The 22,902-nt window shown below is 68.8% G+C and carries 27 protein-coding genes and 2 pseudogenes; 11 read left to right on the forward strand and 18 right to left on the reverse strand.

Features of this window, described 5'->3' with window-relative positions:
* Window positions 1-46 precede the first annotated feature (46 nt).
* Together ACZ5SK_RS20120 and ACZ5SK_RS20125 are read right to left on the reverse strand one after the other, a co-directional pair.
* Window positions 47-1,492 (reverse strand): alginate lyase family protein, encoded by a 1,446-nt coding sequence (locus ACZ5SK_RS20120; protein ID WP_468576368.1) that lies wholly within the window; start codon window positions 1,490-1,492, stop codon window positions 47-49.
* Between the two features lie 145 nt (window positions 1,493-1,637).
* Window positions 1,638-2,414 (reverse strand): GbsR/MarR family transcriptional regulator, encoded by a 777-nt coding sequence (locus ACZ5SK_RS20125; protein WP_468576370.1) that lies wholly within the window; start codon window positions 2,412-2,414, stop codon window positions 1,638-1,640.
* Window positions 2,415-2,638: 224 nt separating this feature from the next.
* Between ACZ5SK_RS20125 and ACZ5SK_RS20130 the strand changes: the two genes are divergently transcribed.
* Both ACZ5SK_RS20130 and ACZ5SK_RS20135 read left to right on the forward strand, forming a co-directional pair.
* Entirely contained in the window at window positions 2,639-3,307 is a 669-nt protein-coding gene (locus tag ACZ5SK_RS20130; RefSeq protein ID WP_361700946.1) for a DUF4097 family beta strand repeat-containing protein, read from the forward strand.
* Window positions 3,308-3,347: 40 nt separating this feature from the next.
* Window positions 3,348-4,166, forward strand: coding sequence for an alpha/beta fold hydrolase (locus ACZ5SK_RS20135; protein ID WP_468576372.1), 819 nt, complete (start codon window positions 3,348-3,350; stop codon window positions 4,164-4,166).
* 80 nt (window positions 4,167-4,246) lie between these two features.
* Here ACZ5SK_RS20135 and ACZ5SK_RS20140 read toward each other — a convergent pair whose 3' ends face one another.
* Window positions 4,247-4,558 (reverse strand): hypothetical protein, encoded by a 312-nt coding sequence (locus ACZ5SK_RS20140; RefSeq protein WP_334581325.1) that lies wholly within the window; start codon window positions 4,556-4,558, stop codon window positions 4,247-4,249.
* 204 nt (window positions 4,559-4,762) lie between these two features.
* Between ACZ5SK_RS20140 and ACZ5SK_RS20145 the strand changes: the two genes are divergently transcribed.
* The gene (locus tag ACZ5SK_RS20145; protein WP_468576373.1) at window positions 4,763-6,118 is read left to right on the forward strand and encodes an alpha/beta fold hydrolase; all 1,356 of its coding nucleotides are present in this window, start codon (window positions 4,763-4,765) and stop codon (window positions 6,116-6,118) included.
* Window positions 6,119-6,192: 74 nt separating this feature from the next.
* On the opposite strand, the gene ACZ5SK_RS20150 is transcribed toward ACZ5SK_RS20145, so the two are convergent.
* Complete coding sequence (locus tag ACZ5SK_RS20150) at window positions 6,193-7,338, reverse strand: CU044_5270 family protein (protein ID WP_468576375.1); 1,146 nt, start codon at window positions 7,336-7,338, stop codon at window positions 6,193-6,195.
* Window positions 7,335-8,030, reverse strand: coding sequence for an RNA polymerase sigma factor (locus ACZ5SK_RS20155; RefSeq protein ID WP_334581326.1), 696 nt, complete (start codon window positions 8,028-8,030; stop codon window positions 7,335-7,337). Before ACZ5SK_RS20155 ends, ACZ5SK_RS20150 begins: the two co-directional genes overlap by 4 nt.
* A gap of 337 nt (window positions 8,031-8,367) precedes the next feature.
* Between ACZ5SK_RS20155 and ACZ5SK_RS20160 the strand changes: the two genes are divergently transcribed.
* Window positions 8,368-8,718: a hypothetical protein gene (locus ACZ5SK_RS20160; RefSeq protein WP_334579565.1), complete on the forward strand. Its 351-nt coding sequence runs from the start codon at window positions 8,368-8,370 to the stop codon at window positions 8,716-8,718.
* A 71-nt stretch (window positions 8,719-8,789) separates the two neighbouring features.
* Here the strand turns inward: ACZ5SK_RS20160 and ACZ5SK_RS20165 are convergent, their stop codons facing one another.
* Entirely contained in the window at window positions 8,790-9,515 is a 726-nt protein-coding gene (locus tag ACZ5SK_RS20165) for an SDR family NAD(P)-dependent oxidoreductase (protein WP_334579566.1), read from the reverse strand.
* A 101-nt stretch (window positions 9,516-9,616) separates the two neighbouring features.
* On the opposite strand from ACZ5SK_RS20165, the gene ACZ5SK_RS20170 reads away from it, so the two are divergent.
* Window positions 9,617-10,501, forward strand: coding sequence for a helix-turn-helix transcriptional regulator (locus tag ACZ5SK_RS20170; RefSeq protein ID WP_334579567.1), 885 nt, complete (start codon window positions 9,617-9,619; stop codon window positions 10,499-10,501).
* Window positions 10,502-10,523: 22 nt separating this feature from the next.
* Here ACZ5SK_RS20170 and ACZ5SK_RS20175 read toward each other — a convergent pair whose 3' ends face one another.
* The 3 genes from ACZ5SK_RS20175 to ACZ5SK_RS20185 form a co-directional block, all read right to left on the reverse strand.
* Window positions 10,524-11,075, reverse strand: a complete 552-nt coding sequence (locus ACZ5SK_RS20175) for a hypothetical protein (RefSeq protein WP_334579568.1) — start codon at window positions 11,073-11,075, stop codon at window positions 10,524-10,526.
* A gap of 277 nt (window positions 11,076-11,352) precedes the next feature.
* Entirely contained in the window at window positions 11,353-12,645 is a 1,293-nt protein-coding gene (gene serS / locus ACZ5SK_RS20180; RefSeq protein ID WP_468576377.1) for a serine--tRNA ligase, read from the reverse strand.
* Between the two features lie 290 nt (window positions 12,646-12,935).
* Window positions 12,936-13,493, reverse strand: coding sequence for a DUF6879 family protein (locus ACZ5SK_RS20185; RefSeq protein ID WP_334581327.1), 558 nt, complete (start codon window positions 13,491-13,493; stop codon window positions 12,936-12,938).
* Between the two features lie 85 nt (window positions 13,494-13,578).
* Here ACZ5SK_RS20185 and ACZ5SK_RS20190 point away from each other — a divergent pair, with 85 nt between their 5' ends.
* Window positions 13,579-14,436 (forward strand): hypothetical protein, encoded by an 858-nt coding sequence (locus ACZ5SK_RS20190; protein WP_468576378.1) that lies wholly within the window; start codon window positions 13,579-13,581, stop codon window positions 14,434-14,436.
* A 153-nt stretch (window positions 14,437-14,589) separates the two neighbouring features.
* Here ACZ5SK_RS20190 and ACZ5SK_RS20195 read toward each other — a convergent pair whose 3' ends face one another.
* From ACZ5SK_RS20195 to ACZ5SK_RS20205, 3 genes are all read right to left on the reverse strand, one after another.
* On the reverse strand, window positions 14,590-15,009 hold the full coding sequence (locus ACZ5SK_RS20195; protein WP_361700926.1) for a hypothetical protein: 420 nt from the start codon (window positions 15,007-15,009) through the stop codon (window positions 14,590-14,592).
* An 85-nt stretch (window positions 15,010-15,094) separates the two neighbouring features.
* On the reverse strand, window positions 15,095-15,535 hold the full coding sequence (locus ACZ5SK_RS20200) for a glycine-rich domain-containing protein (RefSeq protein ID WP_334579571.1): 441 nt from the start codon (window positions 15,533-15,535) through the stop codon (window positions 15,095-15,097).
* 33 nt (window positions 15,536-15,568) lie between these two features.
* Entirely contained in the window at window positions 15,569-16,141 is a 573-nt protein-coding gene (locus ACZ5SK_RS20205; protein WP_334579572.1) for a hypothetical protein, read from the reverse strand.
* 163 nt (window positions 16,142-16,304) lie between these two features.
* On the opposite strand from ACZ5SK_RS20205, the gene ACZ5SK_RS20210 reads away from it, so the two are divergent.
* Genes ACZ5SK_RS20210 through ACZ5SK_RS20220 form a run of 3 tightly spaced genes read left to right on the forward strand, consistent with a single transcriptional unit; the run spans window position 16,305 to window position 17,948 of the window.
* Window positions 16,305-16,562, forward strand: coding sequence for a hypothetical protein (locus ACZ5SK_RS20210; protein WP_306952092.1), 258 nt, complete (start codon window positions 16,305-16,307; stop codon window positions 16,560-16,562).
* A complete protein-coding gene (locus ACZ5SK_RS20215) occupies window positions 16,537-17,073 on the forward strand; it encodes a DUF6879 family protein (protein ID WP_334579573.1) in 537 nt (178 codons plus the stop codon). The genes ACZ5SK_RS20210 and ACZ5SK_RS20215 overlap by 26 nt, the downstream gene beginning before the upstream one ends.
* A gap of 23 nt (window positions 17,074-17,096) precedes the next feature.
* On the forward strand, window positions 17,097-17,948 hold the full coding sequence (locus ACZ5SK_RS20220; protein WP_334579574.1) for a helix-turn-helix domain-containing protein: 852 nt from the start codon (window positions 17,097-17,099) through the stop codon (window positions 17,946-17,948).
* A 55-nt stretch (window positions 17,949-18,003) separates the two neighbouring features.
* Here ACZ5SK_RS20220 and ACZ5SK_RS20225 read toward each other — a convergent pair.
* The 4 genes and pseudogenes from ACZ5SK_RS20225 to ACZ5SK_RS20240 all read right to left on the reverse strand — a co-directional run.
* Window positions 18,004-18,246, reverse strand: a pseudogene (locus tag ACZ5SK_RS20225) (transposase); the annotation flags it as partial.
* Between the two features lie 7 nt (window positions 18,247-18,253).
* On the reverse strand, window positions 18,254-18,652 hold the full coding sequence (locus ACZ5SK_RS20230) for a hypothetical protein (RefSeq protein ID WP_266529664.1): 399 nt from the start codon (window positions 18,650-18,652) through the stop codon (window positions 18,254-18,256).
* A complete protein-coding gene (locus tag ACZ5SK_RS20235; RefSeq protein ID WP_266529666.1) occupies window positions 18,649-19,503 on the reverse strand; it encodes an IS5 family transposase in 855 nt (284 codons plus the stop codon). The genes ACZ5SK_RS20230 and ACZ5SK_RS20235 overlap by 4 nt, the downstream gene beginning before the upstream one ends.
* A 101-nt stretch (window positions 19,504-19,604) precedes the next feature.
* Window positions 19,605-20,609 (reverse strand): annotated as a pseudogene (locus ACZ5SK_RS20240) (IS256 family transposase); the annotation flags it as partial.
* A gap of 88 nt (window positions 20,610-20,697) precedes the next feature.
* Between ACZ5SK_RS20240 and ACZ5SK_RS20245 the strand changes: the two are divergent.
* Complete coding sequence (locus tag ACZ5SK_RS20245; protein ID WP_334579576.1) at window positions 20,698-21,207, forward strand: GNAT family N-acetyltransferase; 510 nt, start codon at window positions 20,698-20,700, stop codon at window positions 21,205-21,207.
* Between the two features lie 78 nt (window positions 21,208-21,285).
* Here the strand turns inward: ACZ5SK_RS20245 and ACZ5SK_RS20250 are convergent, their stop codons facing one another.
* Window positions 21,286-21,402 carry a hypothetical protein gene (locus ACZ5SK_RS20250; protein ID WP_334579577.1) on the reverse strand — a complete coding sequence of 39 codons (117 nt, stop codon included), beginning with the start codon at window positions 21,400-21,402 and terminating at the stop codon, window positions 21,286-21,288.
* A 10-nt stretch (window positions 21,403-21,412) separates the two neighbouring features.
* On the reverse strand, window positions 21,413-21,721 hold the full coding sequence (locus ACZ5SK_RS20255) for a hypothetical protein (RefSeq protein WP_334579578.1): 309 nt from the start codon (window positions 21,719-21,721) through the stop codon (window positions 21,413-21,415).
* A gap of 195 nt (window positions 21,722-21,916) precedes the next feature.
* On the opposite strand from ACZ5SK_RS20255, the gene ACZ5SK_RS20260 reads away from it, so the two are divergent.
* Window positions 21,917-22,900, forward strand: a complete 984-nt coding sequence (locus ACZ5SK_RS20260; RefSeq protein WP_334579579.1) for an HNH endonuclease — start codon at window positions 21,917-21,919, stop codon at window positions 22,898-22,900.
* The last annotated feature ends 2 nt before the right edge of the window (window positions 22,901-22,902 follow it).

Consider the following 22,902-nt stretch of genomic DNA (forward strand, 5'->3'; position numbering starts at 1 on the left):
TCGCCTCGGGGGGGGCGTGTCTCTACTCCGTCCTTTACTCCGTCCTCTACTCCGTCTCGCCCCGGGTGCGGCCGCGGCGGCGCAGCAGCAGGAGGCCGCCGGCCAGGGCGGTGAGGCCGGTGGTGGCGGTCCAGGCGACGACGTCGGTGGAGCCGGTGGCGGCGAGGTCGCCGTGCCCTCCGGCGGCGGACGGCGCGTTGGCCGGGGTCGCCGAAGGGGACCCGGACGCGGAGGGGGCTGATCCGGGTGCGGAGGGGACGGCCGAGGCGCCGCTCGACGCCGGGGTGTCCGCGGCGTTCGTCGTCGACCTGTCCCGGGTGAACGCCAGGGTGCCGAAGCCGAGTTGGTCGTAGCCGCCGCTGTTGGGGCCGTAGTCCCCGCCGCCGCCCTCGGGCGCGGCCTTGGCGGCGATCCGGGTGAGGTAGGGGGCGGACAGTCCCCGGCGCTTGGTGTAGTGGTTGGCGATCATCGCCCAGATCGGCCGGGTCATCGCCGGGTCGACGCCCGCCGCGTCCGAGGCGGTCTCCTTGCCGGACCAGCCCCCGATCGCCCCCTTCCTGCGGGTGTTGGCGGTGTAGGCGACGTCGCCGCCGAGGCTCCACTTGGCCACGTACTGGGCGCCCTTGAGGAAGCGGCTGTCGTCGTAGCCGTAGAGGTCGATGCCCTGGTTCCAGGCCATCTCGCAGAACGTGCCCATCAGGCCGACGCCGAGCAGCGCGTGCCCCTGGTCGCGGCCGGCCTCCAGCCACTCGGCGAGGCCGTCGTCGTGCACGACGGGGATCGCGTTCCTGACGGCGCCGAGCCCCGCGCCGCTCTTGAAGTACTCGACGGCCCGCTCCACCTGGGCGCGGTCGTCGCAGAAGATGCCGGTGGCCAGGACGCAGGCCATGGCCGTGAGGTCCCAGTTGGGCCAGTAGTTGGTGATGACGGCACCGTTGTGGTGGGTCAGGAAGTCCTCGCTGAGCGGGGAGAAGACGGTGGTCAGCATCTTCTGGAAGCGTTCGAGCTCGAAGCCGTCGTGGTCGCGGACGAGTTCGGCGGCGTTGGCGAACTGGTAGCCGTACAGCCCGGCCGCGAGAAACCGGTCCGCGGAGCCCTGCAACGACGTCAGCTTCGCCGACCAGGCGTTGAGGATCGCGACGGCCGTGTCGGCGTACGCGCTGTCCCCGCCGACGTGGAAACGCAGACCGTTCTGGTAGGCGGCGTGGATGTCGTTGTAGAGGGTCGTGTAGTTCTGCGGCGAGCCCCCGCCCCGGTACACGGTCGCCTGCGGGTTGGCCGTCCAGCCGCTCTGCGCATGCCGGTTGGCGGTGAGCCTGGCGTACCCGGCCGTGTAGGGCGCGGCGCCGGCCTTCACCTTCGTGGCCATGCGTGCCAGGTCGGCGCCGGTGTGCAGCAGGCCGGGGTGCGCGTAGCCCGCCGCGGACGCGGGCGGTGCCGCGGTGACACCGACGGCGGTTGCACCGGCGGCCACACCCGCGGCCTTCAGCATGCTCCGGCGGCTGACGCTGATCTGTCGAGGACGAGTCAGATGCATGCACGGGAGACGCACGGGGGCGGAGCCGATAACGAAAACCCGACGACCGACGCCCGGGGGGCTTGGTCGCGAAGCGGGACCTGGACGGTCGCCGCGCTGTCTATCCGCGGTCCGATCCTGGCTCGACGGCGGGGTCCGAGGGCGTGCCGGGTTCGGGTGTGGCGTATTCGGGTGTGGCGTAGAGGATCTCGCGGGCCTGTTCCGCGGCGCGGATGATGCTCTCGCCGATGAAGTCGACGAAGCGGGCGATGTTCTCCAGGCGGGCGGCGGCCGGGGTGTGGCGGCCGAGGACGGCGACGCCCTGCCGTGCGGTCTCGGCGAGCTGGGTGTTGGCTCGGGCGCTGGCGATCGTCGACTGGTACCAGACGTCGCCGTCGGCGACGTAGCGGTCGCGGCGGCGCTCGTCGCGTTCCCGGCGCACGAGGCCCTGGCTTTCGAGGAACGTGATCGCCTTGGAGATGGACGCCGGGCTCACCTGGAGGTGCTGGGCGAGTTCGGACGCGGTGAGGCTGCCCGCGTCGGTGGTGAAGAGGCAGGTCAGCACCCGGGCCATCATCTTGGGCAGGCCCGATTGCATGAGGAGGGTGGTGAAGGTCTCCTCGTACTCGCGTACCGCCTCGGGGTCGCGTCCGTGGGCCTGTGCGGGGGTGTGGGGGTGTGGCGGCGCGGTCTGCCGGCGGCGGTGGGTGCGGCGTTCGGTGGCGCGGTGGGCGAGGTCGGCGCGGTAGGCGGTGGGGCCGCCGTTGCGCATCACCTCACGCGTGATCGTCGAGGTGGGGCGGTCGAGACGTCTGCCGATCTCCGCGTAGGCGAGCCCGTCGGCCAGCCCCAGCGCGATCTGCTGGCGTTCCTGCTGGGTGAGTCTGCCTCCCGGCATCGCGATCTCCTTTGTGCTCCGTGATGCCTCCAACATAGCGTTCACTCCTCACCCAATGCAACGACTCGAACGACCGACGTTGCGTTGCGCTCATATCCGTTGCAACGATACTTGACCTTCTACCTGCATTGATGCAAGTTCTAAGCAACGAACCTGTTGCGCGATTTCTGAACGCTACGTAGCTTTTCCGATGTCAGAAACGACAGGCGCAAGAGGAGAGCACGATGCAGAAGTACGACACCCCCACCCCGATCTCCGCCGTCCTCGACATCCCCGCGGGACGCGTCCAGCTCATCGCCGCCGACCGGAACGACACCACGGTCGAGGTCCTGCCCGCGAACGCCACGAAGGGCCGCGACGTGAAGGCCGCGGAGCAGACCAGGGTCGAATACGCCGACGGCGTCCTGCGGATCGCGACCTCGGCGGCGACGAACCAGATCCTCGGCCCCTCCGGATCCATCGAGGTGACCGTCAAGCTGCCCGCCGGCTCCCGCGTCGAGGCGAAGGCGGCCGGCGCCGAATTCCGCGCCGTCGGACGGCTCGGCGACGTCGCCTTCGACGGTGCGCACGGCACGACCAAGCTCGACGAGGCCACGAGCGTGCGCCTCACCGCCCTCGCCGGCGACGTCTCGGTCGGCCGCCTGGGCGGCCCTGCGGAGATCAGCGCCCAGAAGGGCGACATCCACATCGCCGAAGCGGTGTGCGGCTCGGTCGTGCTGCGCACCGGGATGGGCGACGTGTCGGTCGGCGCCGCCCACGGAGTCTCCGCCTCGCTGGACGCGAGCACCGGCTACGGCCGGATCCACAACTCGCTCAGGAACACCGAAGGCACCGCCGGCCTGACCATCCACGCGACCACCGCCCACGGCGACGTCACCGCCCGCAGCCTTTGACCCTCAGCCTCCGACCCTCAGTCTCCCAAGGAGCGCCGTCATGACGAAGAACAGCACTTCCTCGACCGATGTGAAGTGGACCGGCATGGTGCCGGTCGACGACACGGCACTGGCCGTCACCGACACCGGCGGTCCCGGTGTCCCCGTGGTCTACCTCAACGGCCAGTTCGCCACTCAGGGGTACTGGCGGCGGGTCATCGCCGAACTGGGGACGGGGTGGCGGCACATCACCTACGACGAACGGGCCCGCGGCAGGAAGTCCAAGCGTTCCGCGGACTACTCCTTCGAGGCCGCCGTCCGGGATGTCGATGCCGTTCTCGCGGCCAGGGACGTGGACCGGGCGCTGGTGGTGGGCTGGTCCTACGGGGCGTTCGTCGGGGCGCACTGGGCCGGCCGGAATCCCGACCGCGCCCTGGGCGCGGTCCTGGTGGACGGCGCGCAGCCGTACGACTGGCTCGACGAGGCCATGGAGCAGCGGATCCGGAAGCTGTTTCGGCTGATGGGCTGGTTCACGCCGCTGCTGCGCCCGACGGGCCTGACCCCGCGGATGACCGCCGACCAGCAGGCGACCAGCAACATCGAGCTCGGCAGGCTCTCCCGCGAGCGCGAACTGGGTCCCGTGCTGGACGGCATCACCGTCCCGGTGCGGTATGTGCTCGCTTCGGGGTCGTCCTTCGGAAGCAAGGGCGATGAGCAAGAACGCATTCGCGCCGGCCTCGATCAGGCGTTCGAACGCAACCCGAACATCCAGCTCGGCGCGAAGGTCGCCAGCAACCACGGTGCGATCCTGAAGAAGGACTTCACGGCCGTCGCCGAGGCCGTACGCGATGTCGCCGCCCTCGACCGCGGTGGGCGCTGAAGACACGACCGGCGGACCGGCGGACCGACGAAATCCCGCCCGTCGCCCGTACTCCTGCCGAGACCGGCCGCCGCTGACGCTCAGGCGCGCCGGTCCGCCACCGCCCACGACGCGAGCGCGACCGCGCCCGCCACGCCGAACACCGACGGCCAGGCGCCCACCTTCTTCGCCAGCGGATGCGACCCCGCGAAGGCGGCCACGTACGCCGCCGTCAACGCGCCCGCGGCCTTCCCGCCGGCCTGCCGCCGCCACTGCTGCGCCGCCGCGGCCCCCGCGGCGGCGAGGACGACCCCGCCGAGCTGCCGCTTCTTCGTCCACCGGGCCACACCGAACCCGCCGACCAGCCCACCCGCGGCGATCGCCGCGCTGGGAATCCTGGCCGTCTTCGCCATCTTCGCCATGTCCGCCTGCCTCCCATTTCCGTCGCCCCGAGGCTAACGGGCGGGCCCGTCGGGCCGACCTCCGGGCTATACAGGAGGGCCATACGGGAGGGCTATGCAGGAGGGCCATACGGGAGGGCTATGCAGGAGGAGGGCTATACAGGAGACCAAGCCAGCCGTGCCAGAAACCCACCCCAGGACGGACGGACCTCCGACGTGACGCCCTGCACCCTCACCACCCCCGACGGAATCCACCTCTCCTACCGCGACGAGACCCCTCCCCGCCCCGCGACGGCGCCCCCGGTCCTGCTCCTGCACGGACTGGCGGGCCACCAGGGCGAATGGGACGACCTGACCGCCCGTCTCCTCGCCGACGGCCACCGCGTGGTGAGATACGACGCCCGAGGCCACGGCGCGAGCACCCGCACCCCGGCCGACATGACGAGAGCGGCCGCGGTACGGGACGCCGTAGCGCTCCTGGACGGGCTCGGCCTTCCCCCGGCGATCCTCCTCGGCCAGTCCCTGGGCGGCCTGACGGCCCTGCTGACGGCGGCGGCGCACCCGTCCCGCGTCAGCTCCCTGATCCTGGTGGAGGCGGGCCCGGCGGGCGGCGACCCGGAACTGCCCGAGCAGATAGGGAGCTGGCTGGACAGCTGGCCGACCCCGTTCCCGACCTTCGGTCAGGCCGTCGCCTTCCTCGGCCACGAGGCCTGGGCGAGAGGCCTGGACTGGCGACCGGACGGCAGCGGGACGGGCGGCAGCGGGACGGATACGGGCGGCAGTGGGACGGATGCGGGCGGGACGGGTGCGGGTGGGTACGCCCGCGTCGACCGCGACACGATGGTCGCGGCGGTGGCGGAACTCGCCACGCGGGATTACTGGGAGGAGTGGTCCCGGGTGACCTGCCCCACCCTGGTGGTCCGCGGCGAGAACGGCACGATGCCGGCCGAGGAACAACGCCGGATGCAGACCCGTCGCCCCGCCGACACCCACGTCACGGTGATCCCGGACGCCTCCCACGACGTCCACCTGGACCGCCCTGCGGCCCTGCACGAGGCGGTGACGACCTTCCTGCGCGCTGTCCCCGAACTCCCTGAACCCGAACCAGGCGAACCCCCGGAACACGCGAGGTTCGCCGAGTACCTGCGGGCCCTCGAACGGGTCCCGCCCGCAGAGGAGGCGACCTTGGTCCGTCGCGTCCTCACCGACCCGGACCGCCAGATGGCCCGCGCGGCGGTGCTCCGGCACCTGGACCGCAGGGCGGCGACGCTCCACCGCTCCGACGACACGACCTGGCAGACCTGGACGGACCCGCTGGCCGAGCTCGTACGCGACGACCCCTTCCTCACCGCCCGCCTCCGGGAGTGGACCGTCCTGCACACCGTCACCGCCGACCCCTCCTGGAACCCGGCGACGGCCGAGGTCCTGCTCACCGCCTCCGACTGGCTGCAACGCAGACTCGCGGAGACCCCGGGCGTCCCGGCCCCCGCCCTCGCCTTCCTGGCCGAGCACGGCCGCACGAGGAGAGTCCGCACGGCGGCTGCGGCTGCGGCTGCGGCGAGGCAGAGGTGAAGCGCAGCGCCGTCGTCAGTCTCGGTCGGCCTCAGAGCCTCAGAGATCACGCCACAAGCCCCGCCGCCCTCGGGCTAACTCCGCCCGGCCCGACGGCGGTCGCCGGGGACCTGACCGCGCCTGTCGACGACGGCGCGGTCCAGCACCGCGCTGGTGAACAGGACCGTCCCGGCCTCGGCACGCTCGGTGTCCCGGCTGAAGACGGTGCGTTCGCCGAGGTAGTCGAGGGTCGCGCGATCGAAGATCCACTCCGTGCGGGTCCCGTCCGCCGTGTCCTCACGGGCGATCGCGATCCCGTGCCGTCCCGCCGCGTCGACGGCGTCGGGCAGCTCGGTCACGCCGGGAATGCGGGCGGTGGCCCGGTAGAAGGCGGCGGCGTTGGCGGAGGGCATGATCTGCTCCCTGAGAAGGTCGCCGATCTGGTTGAAGACGGCCTGACCCCGGTCCTTGCGGGTCTCGTCCCGCGGCGTCTCCTCGTAGAGCAGCTTCAGCAGCGCGCCGGGATCGGTGGGCAGGGAGGCGAGCCAGGCGTAGGTGGGCCGTTCGATCCCGGCGGGGTAGCCGGCGTCCTTCGGATCGGTGCCGTCCGGCACGCCCACCTCGATCGGCCAGTCCTGCCCGTCCTCGCGGATCAGCCCGACGTCGATCGTGGACCCCGCCCGCTGCGAGAACCACACCTGCCGCTCGTGCAGCTTCCCCAGCTTGACTGGTCCCTCGAAGACGCCTTCGTTCCCGGCCGTCCTGCTCCGCACGTACACGAACTGGTCCTCGCCCACCGCTTCGACGTCGGTCCGCATGGCGACAGCGGCGATACGGTCGAGGGTCACGCCGGCGCTGTGACCACCGCCGCTGTCCGCGCCGCCCGTACGGCCGGCGCCCGCCCGAGCCGCCGTGCCACCACCCCCCTCGTGCTGCCCCGCGCCGATCCCGACGGTGAGCCCGGCCGCCAGCGCGACGGCGACGGCCCCGGCGACGAGCGCGGGCCGCGACCACCGGCGGGGCCTCGGCAGAGAGCGCACGCCGTCCATCGCGTCCCGCCGGTCACGGTCATGGTCGATGAGCTGCATCAGAACGTCCTTGTGATGGGAGTGACGCCCGGACGGCAGCCCTCGCTCGACGGGACCGGCCGGCAACAGCCGCGCCAGTTCCCCGAGTTCCTCGAGTTCCTCGAGTTCCTCGAGTTCGTCGAGTTCGTCGAGTTCCTCCGGAGTGGAGTTCATCGGGCTTCCTCCTGAATGGGCAGGACCGCGAACGCGGTCTCACTCCCTACCTCTCCGCGACGGGCACGCGGTTCCATAAATCCCGTATGCGAGTGTTGTGCAGCGCGTTTCCGGCGCCCCGCCTCCTCTTCCTCCACTTCCGCCACGAAGCCCCGAAGCCGGGCCCGCGCCCGCGACAGCCGCGACCGGACGGTCCCCACAGGCACCCCGAGAGCCTCGGCGGCCTGCGCGTAGTCGAGCCCGCCCCACACGCACAGGGCGATGACCTCCCGCTCGTGCCGCCTGAGCCGTCCCAGCACCCGTCGCACTTCGGCGAGCCGGCGGGCGTCGTCGACCCGTCCGACGACGTCCTCGGCGAAGTCGTCGACAGCCTCACCGGCTCCGGCTCCGGCTCCGGCTCCGGCCGCGGCCTCGGACCGCCGGGCGAGAAAGGCGAGCCGCCGCCGAAGACTCCGGTCCGCGTTGCGCGCCTTGTTGGTGGCGATCCCGAACAACCAGGGCCGCAACGACCCCCCTTCGGCCTCCACGTCCCCGCGCCCCCGCCAAGCCGCGAGAAACGTCTCCGACATGACCTCCTCGGCGACCGACCAGTCACCGGTCAGCCGCAGGGCATGGTGGTAGACGGCCGTGGCATACAGCTCGTACAGCTCGGAGAACGCCTCACGCTCCCCGCCCCGCACGCGCCCGCGCAAACGCCCGTCGTCGTCATCGTTGGACCTCACACATCTACCTCTCCGGGCCGGGGAGGCAGTTCCCGTGGCGTCGATCACACCCGACGCCTCCGGCGCCCGGCACCGCGCGGGCAGGCGCGCCACCGCGCGGGCCGAACGTACACCCGACGCCGGCTTCGGCAGACATGACGGAAGCATCCACTCCACGACGACGACTGATCACCTTCCGGCGAGTTGTGATCATCTGCGGAGATGACTGCGTGTCGTGTGCGCGGCGCTGGTGACCTGGTGGCGTGACCCGGGATGGCGCGCGCATTCCCGTGTCACCCGTCACTCTCCACCTCACCGGAGGAAACACATGAGCGCTGCTGTCCGACGGACCGTCTACGCCCTGGCCGCGGTCACCTCGGTCCTGCTCTCCCTGGTCGCGTTCGACTCGTTGTCCTCGTCCTCGGCCGACGCCGCGGTCGCCACCTCCGTCGTCAAGTCGAAGTACTTCACCGGCGGCGAAACCACGATCTCCTGCCCGTCCGGCTGGACGGCGACGGGCGGCGGCGTCGGCGCCGACGTCGTCGCGAGCATGTACGTCGCCCGTACGGAGCCCACGCGCAACTCCTCCGGCAAGCCCGTCGGCTGGAAGGGCAACGTCCGGCAGAAGTCGAACGGCGGCCCGGCCAGCGGCACGATCTACGTCGTCTGCGCCCCCTGACACCACCGGTAGCCACCGCACGGCGAAGGCCGCCGCCCCACGGGGCCCGGCCTTCGCCTACCGGACCGGGCCTACCAGGGAAGCGGCCCCGCCGCGTCGAAGTACCCGCCGGTCGGACCGTCGGAGCCCACCTGCGCCATCCGGACGATGATCTCCGCGCCCTCCTCGACGCTCTGGACGCCGGTGTTCCCGTTGAGGTCGGTCTTCGTGAACCCGGGCTCCACCACGTTGATCCGCATCGCCGGGAACGCCTTCGCGAACTGCACGGTGATCATGTTGACCGTCGCCTTCGAGGCCGGGTAGGCGACGCCCGGATAGCCGTACGCCGGCGTACTCGCGTCCGCGACCCGCGTCAGGGAGCCCAGACCGCTGCCGACGTTGACGACGACCGGCGCGGGCGAGCGCAGCAGCAGCGGCAGGAAGGCGTGCGTGACGCGCACCATGCCGAAGACGTTCGTCTCGAACACCTCCCGCATGTGCTCGGCGGTCACTTCCGCCGCACCGATCACGCTGTTGCCGACGCCCCGGCTCTCGATGCCCGCGTTGTTGATCAGCACGTCCAGTCCGCCGTCCGCCTCGATCGTCTTGGCCGCGGCCTCGACGGAGACGTCGTCGGTGACGTCCAGCCGCACCCATCGCGCCCCCAGCCGCTCGGCGGCCCGCCGCCCACGCTCGGCGTCACGGCTGCCGACGTAGACGCTGTGTCCCGCGGCGACGAGCCGCCGAGCGGTCTCGAAACCGAGCCCTTTGTTGGCCCCGGTGATCAGTGTCGTTGTAGTGGTGGTCGTCGTAGTCATGACCCCAGGCTGCATCGGAGGGCGGGCATCAGCCAGGAGCCCCGTCTTCCTGGGACTGCCGGTACCAGGAAGACCCGGGCCGGGCGGTGCACAGTGGTGACATGGCGACCACGGACTTCGGGCGGACGATACGACGATGGCGGGACCGCGTCTCGCCGGCCGCGGCGGGACTGCCCTCGGGCGGCCACCGGCGCGCCCCCGGCCTGCGCCGCGAGGAACTGGCGATGCTGGCGGGCATCTCGGTCGACTACGTCACCCGCCTGGAACAGGGCCGGGCCGCGAACCCCTCGGAACAGGTCGTAGAGGCCCTCGGACGAGCACTGCGCGTCTCCCCGCCCGAACGCGAACACCTCTTCCACGCCGCCGGACTCGTACCGCCCGGCCAGGGCACGGTCCCGGCGTACATCGCACCGAGCGTGCACCGCATGCTCGACCGCCTCACCGGAACCCCGGTGGCGGTCTCCGACGCGGCCTGGACGCTCCTCCTCGCCAACCCCCTCTACACGGCCCTCATGGGCGAACGCCACGGCCGCGAACGCAACGGCGCCTGGCGCGCCTTCCTGGGCTCGGGCGACCGCATCCGCCACACCTCACAGGCCCGCCAGGCAATGGAAACAGCGGTGGTCGCCGACTTGCGCACAGCACAGACCCGCTACCCGGCGGACCAGCGCCTGCGCACCCTGATCGCGGACCTACGAGCAAACAGCCCCCGCTTCGCCGACCTGTGGACCTCGGGTGCCGTAGGCCACCACCAGGCCTCCCGCAAAACCATCGACCACCCCCAGGTAGGCCCGCTCACCCTGGACTGCGACGTCCTCACCGTCGCCGGCAGCGACCTCCGCATCATGATCTACACAGCCGAACCGGCCACCGAGGACGCGCAACGCCTCGAACTCCTCGCGGTACTGGGACCCCAGCCACTCGTCGAGGAGGAGCAGGCGGGTTCGGCCGCTGGGGTGCACGACACGGGGCAGCGGTCACCCTGACGGAGCCCACTTCCAGATCTGGTCAGCTGTCGTGCCGTCGCCCCAGCAAGTGGGCCTGCTCCCGCTTCAGCCGCGCGAACCCCTGGCGCGCGTACGCGGCGATCTCCTCGCTGGGGAACGACACGACCGAGAGGTGCTGGTCGTAGCTGCCCTGGGCCCATCGGGCGGCTGTGATCTCGTAGCCCGATACATGCGCGCACAGTTGAAGCAGGAGCGGCGGCATGTCCGGATCGCTCAACAGGTCGGCGTGCTTGATGACGAGGTCGCGCATGGCCTGGATGTTCGGAAGGAAGACGGTCATGACCCACAGCCGCCACTCGGCCAACTCCGCTTCGGTGGGAGGCGTCTCATGAGCGAAGGGCGATCTGCCGTCAGCACGAGCGTTGCCTTCCATGAACGCGCCGAAGACACGGCTGTTGGCCTCAGTAAGGGCGAACAAGGGGCCGTAGAAGTCGCTGAGCTGGCGATTCACGCGAGCGAGGCGCTCATGGCGCTGCGACAGGCGCAACCCGTTGAGGTAGGTGACGACATAGCCGACGAACGCCAGCCCGATGGTGACGACCACTGCGATCATGAAGACCGATGCTAGTGAGCACGGCGTCCTCTGATCAGTCCGCGGCACCAGGCCGGGGCCGCCACGACACCGACGAAGCCCACGACGCGAAATCTTTCACCCCTACGTCCGGTCCGCAGCGCCGCTGAGGCCTACGGCAGTCCCGTCGCGGAGCCGCACGCGCGGCTCGCCTGCGTGAGGAGCCATCGGGCCTGATCCGATCCCTGGGGTCGACCGCCGAGGTCGCCGGGGAGCCGCCACGGCGTCCGGCGGACAAAGTCGCGGACGCCGACGAGCACTATGCCTCCGGTGATCCGTCCGCCGAGATACGGCGGAAGCCGAGGTACGGGACGAGTGATTCGGGCAGGACGACCGAGCCGTCCTCTTGCTGGCCCTGTTCGATGAGCGCGGCCAGGGTGCGGCCGACCGGGAGACCCGAACCGTTGAGTGTGGCGACCAGCTTCGGCTTTCCGTCTGTACCACGGGTGCGGATGTTCGCGCGCCGCCCTTGGAAGGTGCCGAAGTTCGAGACCGACGAAATCTCGCGGTAGGTGCTCTGGCTGGGGAACCAGACCTCCAGGTCGTAGGTGAGCTGGGCGGAGAAGCCCGTGTCACCTGCGGCGAGGGTGACTACGCGGTAGGCGAGGCCCAGCTCCTTCAGACAGGTTTCGGCGTGGCCGAGCATCTTCTCCAGCTCGGCGTCGGCCTCCTCGGGATCACAGATCCGCACCATCTCCACTTTGGTGAACTGGTGTTGACGAATCAGGCCCCGGGTGTCGCGGCCGTACGAGCCGGCCTCCGAGCGGAAGCACGGAGTCTGTGCGGTGATCGCGATCGGCAGCTCGGAGGGCGGAATGATCTCGTCGGCGTAGAGGTTGGTCAGCGGGACCTCGGCCGTCGGGACAAGGAACAGCTCACGGTCCGCGACGCCGGTCTTGAACAGGTCTTCCTCGAACTTCGGCAGCTGGCCCGTGCCCGTCATCGTCTTGCGCGTGACCAGGAACGGCACCGAGTGCTCGATGTAGTCGTGCCGACGGGTGTGGAGGTCGAGGAAGAGCGTGGTGAGCGCCCGCTCAAGGGCGGCCCCGGCTCCTCGTGAGACGGCGAAGCGGGGCCCCGACAGCTTCGTGGCCCGAGCGAAGTCGAGGATGCCGGTGGCCTCGCCGAGATCGACGTGGTCCTTCGGGGTGAACGAGAACGACGGCGGAGTACCGACCCGGCGGACCTCGACCGCGAACTCCTCGGAGTCGCCATCGGGCGCCCTGTCGTCGGGGAGGTTCGGGATGGTGAGAAGGAGCGTGCGGAGAGCCTCCTGCACCCGTTCCTGATCGGCCTCGAGCTCGCGGACCTGATCCTTGATCTCGCGGGCCCGCTCCTTCAGCTTGGAGATGTCCCCGCCCTGTTTCGCAGCCTGCTGAACCTCGCCGGCCACGCGCTTGGACTCTGCCCGCAGCTCGTCGGCCGAGCGGATGTTCTGGTTGCGCTGCGTCTGAAGACTCTCCAGCGCGGACAGGTCCAGTGAGTATCCGCGGCGAGCAAGGCGACGAACCGCTTCGGCACCCATGTCGAGAAGGGCGCGGGCATCATGCATGAGGGGCTTCCTCTTTCTCCGGCGAGTGGCCAATCGCGTCGAAGGTAGCAACTGCCGCACCTGGGCCGATCCGCATTTTCGCGGCGCTGCCGTGAGCCTCGGAATCCTTGTGGACTTCTCGCACCGATCACACGATCCGGTAGTCGGAGTGAGGTACGCCCAGCTCCCAGACCGACTCAAAGGCGTCGGCGCACAGCTTGACCTCGTGAGGGTCCGTGCTGATGGACGGCTTTGCCGCAGCTCGGGAGGCCGCGCGCCCAGGGCCTCTCCGGCGGTCTAGTAGTCCGTGATCACACGGTGGAACGTACCCGCCTGGCGAACTCTTCTGTACGGACCGCATGGTGCCAGGCGGCGTCACGAGCCTGACAGGCTGCAAGGACGTCGGCCGGGTCTTCGGTGATGTACACGCCCAGGGTCGTGTCATCGTCGTCGAACGCGAACCGGGCGAGGACCTTCGAGTCGAAGAGCCAGAAGTCGTGGTCCGGCAGCCGCAGTTCACCAGCCTGGGTACGGCTGAGGTTACGGATGTCCTCGCCCGCGGCGACATTGCCGGGCGCGCTCGCCAGCAGGAACTGCTGTCCCGTCGTGAGCGGTTCGTCGACCAGACGGACCCGCTCGAAGCGCTTGCCCTGCGCAGTCTGCGCCCGGACGTTCTCACGCCAGTCGTTGTCGGGGTCGTGCGAGATGTCCTCGCCCGCGAGGAACCGTCCCCACTTGGGACTGTTGCGATCGGAGGCGTAACCCCGGCGCGTCTCCAGCCGCCAAGCGGTGTGCTTGAAATCGCGGAAGAGATGGGAGATGGAGGCGAACGGCTGAAGCAGGAGCGCCTGCTCACTGGTACGGAACATGCTCGTCACGTGGGTCCTTCTCTCTTGTTGGCGGTGGTCAGGAATGCCCCTGAATCGAGCGGACAGCACTGTTACGGTCGCCTTCATGACGCTCTCGGTCTCCGCTGGTCGTGCTGTTGATCTACGAGTTGAGCCGGTTGATGAGGTTCTTGACCGTGTAGAGCGGTCTCTGCAGGTGCGTTTGGACCTGGACACGGTGGTGCGCAAACGTCGTTCCGTGGGAGTCAGGACAGACCGCGGCACCTGGGTCCGGGTGGAACGTCGAGTGCTCGACAAGATCAGCGACCAGGGCTGGAACGGCACCGAGTCAGCCGCTCGTCTCCAACACATTGCCCAGCCCGCATGGCAGGGATGTGTGGTCTGGCGGGACCCTGAAGAGCCCGTGATGTGGCGGGCCGACGAGACCGACCTACTGCCCGGAAGTCCCGTCGGCACCGCCGTTCTGATCGACGACCCAAAGCTGACGGACACGTGGTGGCACGCGTTCAACGACTCGCTGGACGCACTCGCGGAGCAGCACACCAGGAGGGTCGCCACCCCGGACACCGTCACCATCACACAGGCTCTGGTCACCGAGGCCATTCGCACCGCGTTTCCCGGTGACTTCGACACGACCGTCGAACGGTGGGCGCCGGCGCACGCGGATCTGAACTGGGCCAACATGACCGCCCCCACGTTCTGTCTCTTCGACTGGGAGGACTGGGGGAACGCGCCGCGAGGGCTGGACTCCGCGACGCTGTGGGGAAGCTCGCTCGCCGTGCCGGCTCTGGCCGATCGTGTGCGGCAGGAACGACGTCATGACTTCGAGAGCCGGGACGGCAAACTGATGACACTGTTCACGTGCTCGAAGATCCTCGGGCCGGGCGCGCACCTGGAGGACCCTCGGTTGGAGCCCGCTCGCCGCATTGCGGAGCAGATCATCTCGGAGCTTCAGACGGTCTGACCACCTGGGCGGTCCCGCAGGAGCTTTCGGTACGCGCCGATCACGCGCTCATCAACTGGCAAGCCCGAGCGTCGATCAGCCGTCGCCCTCTCCCCAGCCTTTCGCAGGGAGGTCCCCCCCCAGGCCGCCCTGGCCGCGGCGGAGCCGCGCATGTCACGGCCCCGCGTCCCCTCGGCGCGCTTCCGAACCGCGCCGGATTTCGCCGGATCCGCTGAGAGTGATCCGGCCCGTCATGAGGACTTCGTGGTTCGCGAAGAGCGTGTCGAGTTCGAAGCGCCGACGGATGTTTGCCGTCCACTTGACGTCCGGCAGGTTCCTGTACGCGGCGACCACGCGGGCGCGGCTGGCCTGGGTGAGGATCCATCGGGCCTGGTCCGGGCCGTGGGGTCGGCCGCCGAGGTCGCGGGCGAGTCGCCACAGTTCCTCGCCGTCGGTCTGTTCGTCGACGACGGCGACGAGTCCGATGTCGCCGAGGCCGCGTGTGTCGCTGGAGTGGGTGGTGTAGGCGACGGTGAGGTTGCCGAGGGGGAAGACGGTGACGCGGCTGGTTGCGGTCAGCTCGGTCAGGGACACGTCGGTGGGTCCGTTCTGGCACGGGGAGGGGCGGGCCGGCCGGTCGTGGAGGACGGCCGACCCGCACTGAGGGGGAGGGGGTGTGTCAGCAGCCGTCGCCGTCGCCGCAGCAGGTGGGCGGGTTGCACTCGGCGGCCGTGCCCCACAGCCGCTCGTCGACCTCGAACCCGGCGGTACGCAACCGGCCGACGACGTCGACCATCAGCCCGCGCGTACGGACTGTGGAGTTGGGTTGGTGGTGCAGGAAGTAGCCGAAGCTGCGCTCGCACCAGTCGGCGTACCACCCGGTGTGCAGGATGAGCGTGTGCCAGCCGGGGTCGACCTGCTGTGACGGTGCCATGCTCGCGCCGTCGCCGCTGCTCCCCATGACGAAGACAAGGGCGAGCGCTTGGTCGACGACCCGGTCGGCGACACAGCGCTCGAGGCCATACTCATCGGCGCAGAAGGCGGCGAGAGTCTCGAACTCCGTGTCGGTGACGAGGGAACGACCGGTGCGGGGCTTGGCGGCGACCGCGGTGAGGGTCATGGGGTGGCTCCTTCGCAGTTGGAGGACTTTGCTTCACTGCTCGTCGCACGAGAGCCGCTTTCCGGCGGCGATGATCCGGGCGACGTCAAGTGGGCGGCACAGCTCGCCCGCCGAGGGCATGGGCACGGACCAGTAGGAGTGCCACACATGGGGGTTGAGGGAGTCGGCCCGCGGCTCCGGGACACCGAGGTAGGTGCCGCGGCCCAGGCACTCCACGCCCAGCGCATGCCATTCCACGGCGGCCACGTGCCAACTGGCGGGCATGCCGGCCGGGACCAGGGCGTAGTACCTGCACCCCTGCGGGTCGCAGATGACCGGCCCACCGTTGAGGGCCTCGTCGAGGAATGAGTCGACATCGTCGCGTCCGCATCGGTCGGCCACGGCGTGCACAAGGTCCTGTGGCAGCCGTACGGCCGACATGAGGGTGCCGAGGGGCAGCAGCGCGATGCCGTACTCCACCCACTCCGTCGCCGCCCGGCTGGGGGCGGGGTGAGCCGACAGCAGCCAGTGGGCGGTGGCCAGCTCGCGGTCGGCGCGTGGATGGATGAGGATTCCGGGTTCTGGTTCGGCGGGATGCAGAGCCCGCGTTCTCGTGTCCGTGGTCACCTTGCCGAAGCTAGGGGTGCGGTGTGCTCCTCCACCAGCAATGTGCACAGATGTGCATGGCACTTCAAATGCGATGTCTGGCTGCTTTGTGGCCTTGACTGGGCATCACAGAGCCGCGAAGTTTGGTGCACATCAGCGCACAGCATCGACAAGGGAGGCAGCCATGCGCTTACGGTTCATCGGGATCGACCCGGATACGGGAAAGAACGGGTCGCCAACAGCATGGGTGGATCTGGAAACCGCGGACATCGTGATCCAGAGCTACACGGCGGACGAGCCGACGCGAGCCCAGTGCGTGGACAACCCGGCACCCGGACACGTAAAGGGCATCCCCGACCACGAGACGGTGGTGCGCATCCCGGCCCGCCTGGTGCCGATCCTGAGGGAGGCCTGCGATGTCGCAGAACGTACCCAGCTTTGACGAGCTGATGGAGGCCGCGCAGCGCTCCGCCGTGCACCTGGAAATGCGCGACCAGTACGCGGTCGGCGATGAGGCCGACGACTACGACACCTGGCTGCGCGCCGGACGACGGGACGCGGATCCCACCTCGGAGTACTGGGCACCGTGGGTCGACCTGATCTCGCGAGCGGTCGCCCGCGGAGTGGTCGTACGACGTGCCCGCATCGTGTCCGAGCCGGTCACCGACTACATCCGCTACGAGCACGCCGGAACCGTCGTCAACCTGCACGCAGGCGAACTCGTTCGCTGGCTGCCTCGTCGGCAGGCGGCCGACCTGATGCTGCCCGGCGCCGACCTGTGGATCTTCGACGACGCACAGGTCCTCTTCAACCACTTCTCGGGCGACGGCGACTGGAGCGGTGACTCTCCCATGGAGCTACGCACTGAACCGACCATCGTCAAGCAGTGTTCGGACGCCTTCGAGGCAGTATGGGAGCGCGCCGTCCCCCACGACGACTACGAGATCCACTGACAGAAAGCACCCTCGGCCAGCTCATGTCCATATCCCCGTCCTCCTCCGCCCAAGCCGCTCGCGAGAACGTGGCGCGACGGCTACGCGACCTGAGGAGAAACGCCGGCCTCACGGTCACCGAGCTGGCCTCCCAATGCCGCTGGCACCACGCGAAGACCTCCCGTATCGAGAACGCCAGGACGCCACCGTCCCCTGCGGACATCCGCTCCTGGTGCCACGCGACCGGCGCCGAGGACCAGGCCGAGGACCTCATCGCGGCCTCCCAGGACGCAGAGAGCCTCTACCGCGAGTGGCGGCAACGCGTGCGGGCAGGTCTTCGCAAGCTGCAGGACAGCTACGTGGAGCTCTACCGGTCGACGGACCTGCTGCGCACGTACTCCCCTGTGCTGGTGCCCGGGTTGTTGCAGACAGAGGGATACGCGCGGGCGTTGCTGAGCACCAACGCCCGTCTCCTCGGCGTCCCCGACGACGCGGCCGAAGCCGCAACTGCACGCCTCCAGCGCTCCCGGATCATCCACGAGCCCGGCCACCGTTTCGTGATGGTCGTCGAAGAGGCCGTGCTCTACTACCAGCTAGGCGACGCGGACGCGATGGCCGCCCAACTCGGCTACCTGCTCACCGCCGGAGCACTCCCGGCGGTGTCGCTCGGCATCATCCCGATGTCGACGCGCGAACGGACTCTCTGGCCCCAGGAGACGTTCGACGTCCACGACGACACCCTGGTGTCCGTCGAGCTGATCTCCGCCGAGGTGAACATCACCCAGCCTTCGGAGATTGCCCTGTACATCAAGGCCTTCGAGCGGCTGCGCAGCATGGCCGTCTACGGAGCTGAGGCACGGGCCCTGATATTGAAGGCGATAGAGGCCCTGCAGTAACGGCGGATCACTGGCTTGGCGGCCAGGGTCACGTCCCCTGTGATGGTGTAGGCGATCAATCGTCCGTAGCGTTCGGGGTGTTGGGGAGTGCGCGGGTGGTGTGGTCGGCGTGTTCGTCGGCGTAGATGGCCGTCATGCTGGCTTCGGATAGGTAGCGGCGGGGGAAGGCGATCCATTCGTCGTGCATCTCGCTGAGCACGGCGGTGACCAGCCGTTCGAGGGCGGCCGGGTTGGGGAAGACCTGCACGACGTCGGTGCGGCGTTTGATCTCGCGGTTGATCCGTTCCAGGGGATTTGAGTGGACGTTAAGTCCGCTTCTGGTAGCGGCCTCGTCCGGGTTGAGTGAGGAAGCCTTGGCGGGTGAGGCGTCCGAGGCGGCTGCGGGTGATGTTGACGGATGCCTCGTCGGTGGGCATACCGAGGAGTTCGTGCAGCTCACGGGCTCGGAACCCTTGATCGGGATGCTGGTTGAAGGTGTTCACGATGGCCTGGTAGGCGGTGTTCGTCTCGGGCGGTGCGGGTTGGCCTGAAGCCGGTGCGAGTTCGGCGATGACCTTCTGGGTGGTGACCAGGTTCGCAAGTCGCGCTTCGGTCTCGGTCAGGGCGGCGGTCAAATGCTGGATCTGGTCACGCAGTTCGTCGGCACGGGCTGCGGTCTTGTCGTGCTGGGCCTGGAGGTCGGCCAGAAGCTCGATGACGTTCACGCGGCCAGTCCGAGGGTGTCGCGCCAGGCTGGACTCGGTGTGGTGAGGCGGCGGGTCATGTTCGCGATCGAGGCCCAGTAGACGCGCGAGGCGGACGTGTCGGGCCGGTGATCATACTCGCGGGCCAGCCGGCGGTGCAGCATCAACGTGCCGTTGACCTGCTCCACGATCCACCTCTTCGGTTGCGGGACGAAGCCTTTGCCCTGGTCATCCGGGTTGCGGCGGACGACTTCGACGTCGATGTCCAGCAGGGCACCGTGGATGAGGACCTCGTCCTTGAAGCCCTGGTCCACCAGAGCCTTCTCCAGACGCATCCCGCACCGCTCGGCGGCCTGGTCGAGCAGGGCGGTGCCGGCGGCGTTGTCGTGGGCGGATGCGGCGAGCACGACGACGCCGATGATCAGGCCCAGCACGTCGACGGCCAGTCCCCGCTTGCGGCCCGACACCTTCTTGTTGGCGTCCAGTCCCGTCGTGGTCTTCGGGACACCGGCGGCCCCGCGCACGGACTGGGTGTCGATGATCACGAGGGACGGGTCCTCTAATCGCCGGGCTCTCTCACGGACCTGGCAGCGCAGGAGTTCCTGGATCCGCTGGTCAAGGCCGTCCTGACGCCACAGCGTGAAGTAGTAGAACACCGCCGACCAGGCCGGCAGGTCATGGGGCAGGTAGCGCCACTGACAACCCGTCCGGTTCTGGTAGAAGATCGCGTTCACGACCTCCCGCAGATCGCACGCCCCGGGATCACCGGTCGCCGACCGCGCCACCCTCGCCTGCTTCCAGGCCGTGATCATCGGCTCAATCAACGCCCAATGCTCATCCGACAAGTCGCTCGGATACGGTCTTCGATCCATGCCCGCATCCCAGCATGCACATGACGAACGGTCGCCCCGCACGGCGATCAGTACCACGATCGAGCGATCACGAACCAGGGAAGATCGGACTTAACGTCCACTGAGGACTGGATCTTTTTCCAGTGGGAGATGGGGAAGGCGGCGAAGGCGGTCAGGTCATCCTTTGCGTCCAGGAGCATCTGCCTGACTTTGGGGAACTGTTGTCCGAGCATGTCGGCGACCGCATCGAGCTGGTGGTGGACGGCTTGGGCGGTGGGCTGGATGAAGATGGTGCGGATGGTGGCTGCGACCATTTCGCCGGATCCCTTGGGGATCACGGAGAACACATTTCGCAGAAAATGGACACGACAACGCTGCCAGGCGGCGCCGAGCATGACCTTGCGGATCGCTGCCACCAGGCCGCTGTGGCTGTCGGAGATGACCAGCCGGACCCCGCCCAGGCCGCGTTCGCGCAAGGAGCGCAGGAACTCGCTCCAGAACGCCTCGGTCTCGCTGTCCCCGACCATCACGCCCAGCACCTCACGGCCGCCGTCCTCGCTGATGCCGGTGGCGATGACCACGGCCTGGGAGACGATCCGGTGGTTCACGCGCACCTTGCAGTAGGTCGCATCGAGGTAGAGGTAGGGGAAGCGGCTGTGGTCCAGGGGCCGGCCGCGGAAGATGGCGAGCTGTTCGTCCAGGTCACCGCAGATCCGCGAGACCTCGCTCTTCGAGATGCCGCTGTCCGCGCCGAGCGCCTTGACCAGGTCGTCGACCGAGCGGGTGGACACCCCGTGCACGTACGCCTCCATGATGACCGCATACAGAGCCTGGTCGATGCGGCGCCGACGTTCCAGCAGGCTGGGGAAGAAGCTCCCGCTGCGCAGCTTCGGGATGGCCAGGTCCAGATCGCCGGCCTGGGTGGCCAGGGTCTTCTCCCGATGACCGTTGCGGAAGGCGGTGCGGGCGTCGGTGTGTTCGTTCCACTGAGCACCGATCCGGCCGCTGAGTTCAGCCTCGATCAGCTCCTGCAGCATGCGCTCGGCGACGTTGCGGACGAGGTCGATCCCGTCTGCCGTGCGTAGTGACTCCAGCAGGCGTTGTAGGTCAGACTGGGACAAGGCCATCGGGCACCTCCAGGGTTGAACTGGCCGTTCACCAGGGAGATTTGCACGATGGCCTGCCTTATGCGCAGGGAGCGGAAGCCATCAGCGGATGCACGCCCCGGGCACCCGCCCGCGCACACCCACACAGAGATCGCCTACACCACCACGCGGGACGCCATCTCCGCTCGCCGGGCGCGATGCCTTTGCCAGGTTCGTCGACCACTGGTCCGCGAACAAGGAGTTCGCTTGCGTCCTCGCCTACGACCGGGAACAGCCTGTCGGTTACGCCTACGGCGCTCCGCTCAGCCCGACCACGACGTGGTGGACCAAGGTCACCCCAACCCTGCCCGATGCATTCGTCGTCGAGACGGGCTCCCGTACGTTCGCCCTGTCCGAACTGATGGTTCGAACGCCCTGGCGAGGGACGGGCGCAGCGCGCCGCATTCACGACGAACTGCTCAGCTCACGCAGGGAAGAGCGGGCGACGTTGCTCGTGCACAAGGACCACACCAAAGTCCGGGCGCTGTACGAGAGCTGGGGATACGACCTCCTCGGCGAGGCGGTGCCGTTCGAAGGAGCGCCGCGACTGTGCGCGATGGTTCTTCCCCTCACGTCGTGATGAGACGCAGAACGGGGATGGTGGCGGAGCCACTGGCCAGGGCCTTGCCCCTTTGTGCAAGATGCTCTGAGGAACCCCTCAGCCCTCGGCGTCCTGCTTCACAGCACGTACGAAGGAGAACCAAGCCCCGCTGCGCACGGCGATCTCAGCTCCTTCCGCACTTTTCGAGTCATGTACCAGGGTGCCGTCATCCATCAGTGCGCACTCAATGCACTCCCCTCCCGCACCATTGCTGTACAACGACCTGAACCAGGTCGGACTGCCGTTCTTGCTGCTCACTGCAGCAGTGCTCCGCGTACGACAGCGCGAGCACTTTGAGCGCGTACGTGAGACCTGCGTGGCGTGCATCGGCTGGATCCATCGACTCGTAGTCCCTGGCCAGCATGTCGACCAGGTCGAGCATCGGTAGGTGGCTGTCGAGGAGGGCATCGCCGCCGAAGCGTTGGGCCACCTCGGCATAGGCGTGGTTGTCCGTCATGTTGCGATCCCGAAGGAATTTCACCAGGTCGTCCATGGGCTCATCTTCGTGCGACGGTCTTGTGAACGATGGCGAGAGGATGGGCGTACGGGCCCCTGCACGCCCGAGGATCGCAGCGGATTGCGCCCACCGTGCGAGGACTTGAGATTGCGCGCAAGCCGAATACACCCACCCCGGCCGGGACACCCAGGTCCGGAGTGTGATGTCAGTGCTGGCTCATAAGCTCGTGTCATGGACGAGACAGGGATGGTCACGGGGGAAACGGTCGGCAGGGCTTGGTCGTTCCTGATCGCGGGCGAGGATCGACAGTTCCAGGGGAACGCCGGCTACGAGGACGTCATCGAGGAGTCCTACAGCTACGACTCCACGGTGGGCAATCATCGACGGGTCGCGCTGGACGACCTGGTGGTGGTCCGAAGCGGACGTGAGGCTCTCGGCATCGGCTACGTCGAGCAGTTGGAGATCTTCCCCAACCAGGAGAAGCTCCGGAGCAGATGCCCTGGTTGCGGGAGCACCGGCTTCAAGGAGCGGACCTCTACGCTCCCCAGATTCAGGTGCAGTCCGTGCGGAGAAACCTTCGACGACCCTTCGACAGAGACGATAGAGGTGACCTCGTATCGGGCCCACTACGGAGGCACCTGGCAGGCCCTCGAGGGCTGCCTCGAAAAGGCCCTGCTCTCCGAACTCAGCTTGACCAATTCCGACCAGCAGTCGATCAAAGCCTTGGACCACTCCGGGGTCCTTGAAGCCGTGGCCTTCAGGGGTGTCCGGCTTCCCCGCAGAAGGCGGGCATCCGCCGGCGTGCGGCCTCGTCCCTTCGAGTTGCCCGGCGGGCGTCGGCGCACAACGGTGGCAGTGCGACGGGGGCAGGATGCGTTCCGCCGGGCGCTGGTCCGTCGATACGGGATGATCTGCGCGGTCACGGGGCCTGCTCCGGCGGAAGTGCTCCAAGCTGCCCATCTCCGGGCCTTCGCGATCACGGAGCAGCACAGAGAGGAGGAAGGCCTTCTCCTCCGCTCGGACATTCATCACCTCTTCGACAGCGGCCTCCTGGCCATCAGGCCCGAAGACTTCATCGTCCAAGTCGCCCCGAGCCTCGGCGGCTACGCCACGTACAGCGAACTGGACCGCACGTCGCTGCGGCTCCCGGACACGGACCTGATCGACCGGAGCGCCCTGGCGGAGCACTATGAGTCGACCGTGGCAACTTGGTGACG

It is taken from the genome of Streptomyces sp. NPDC031474, assembly GCF_055581185.1.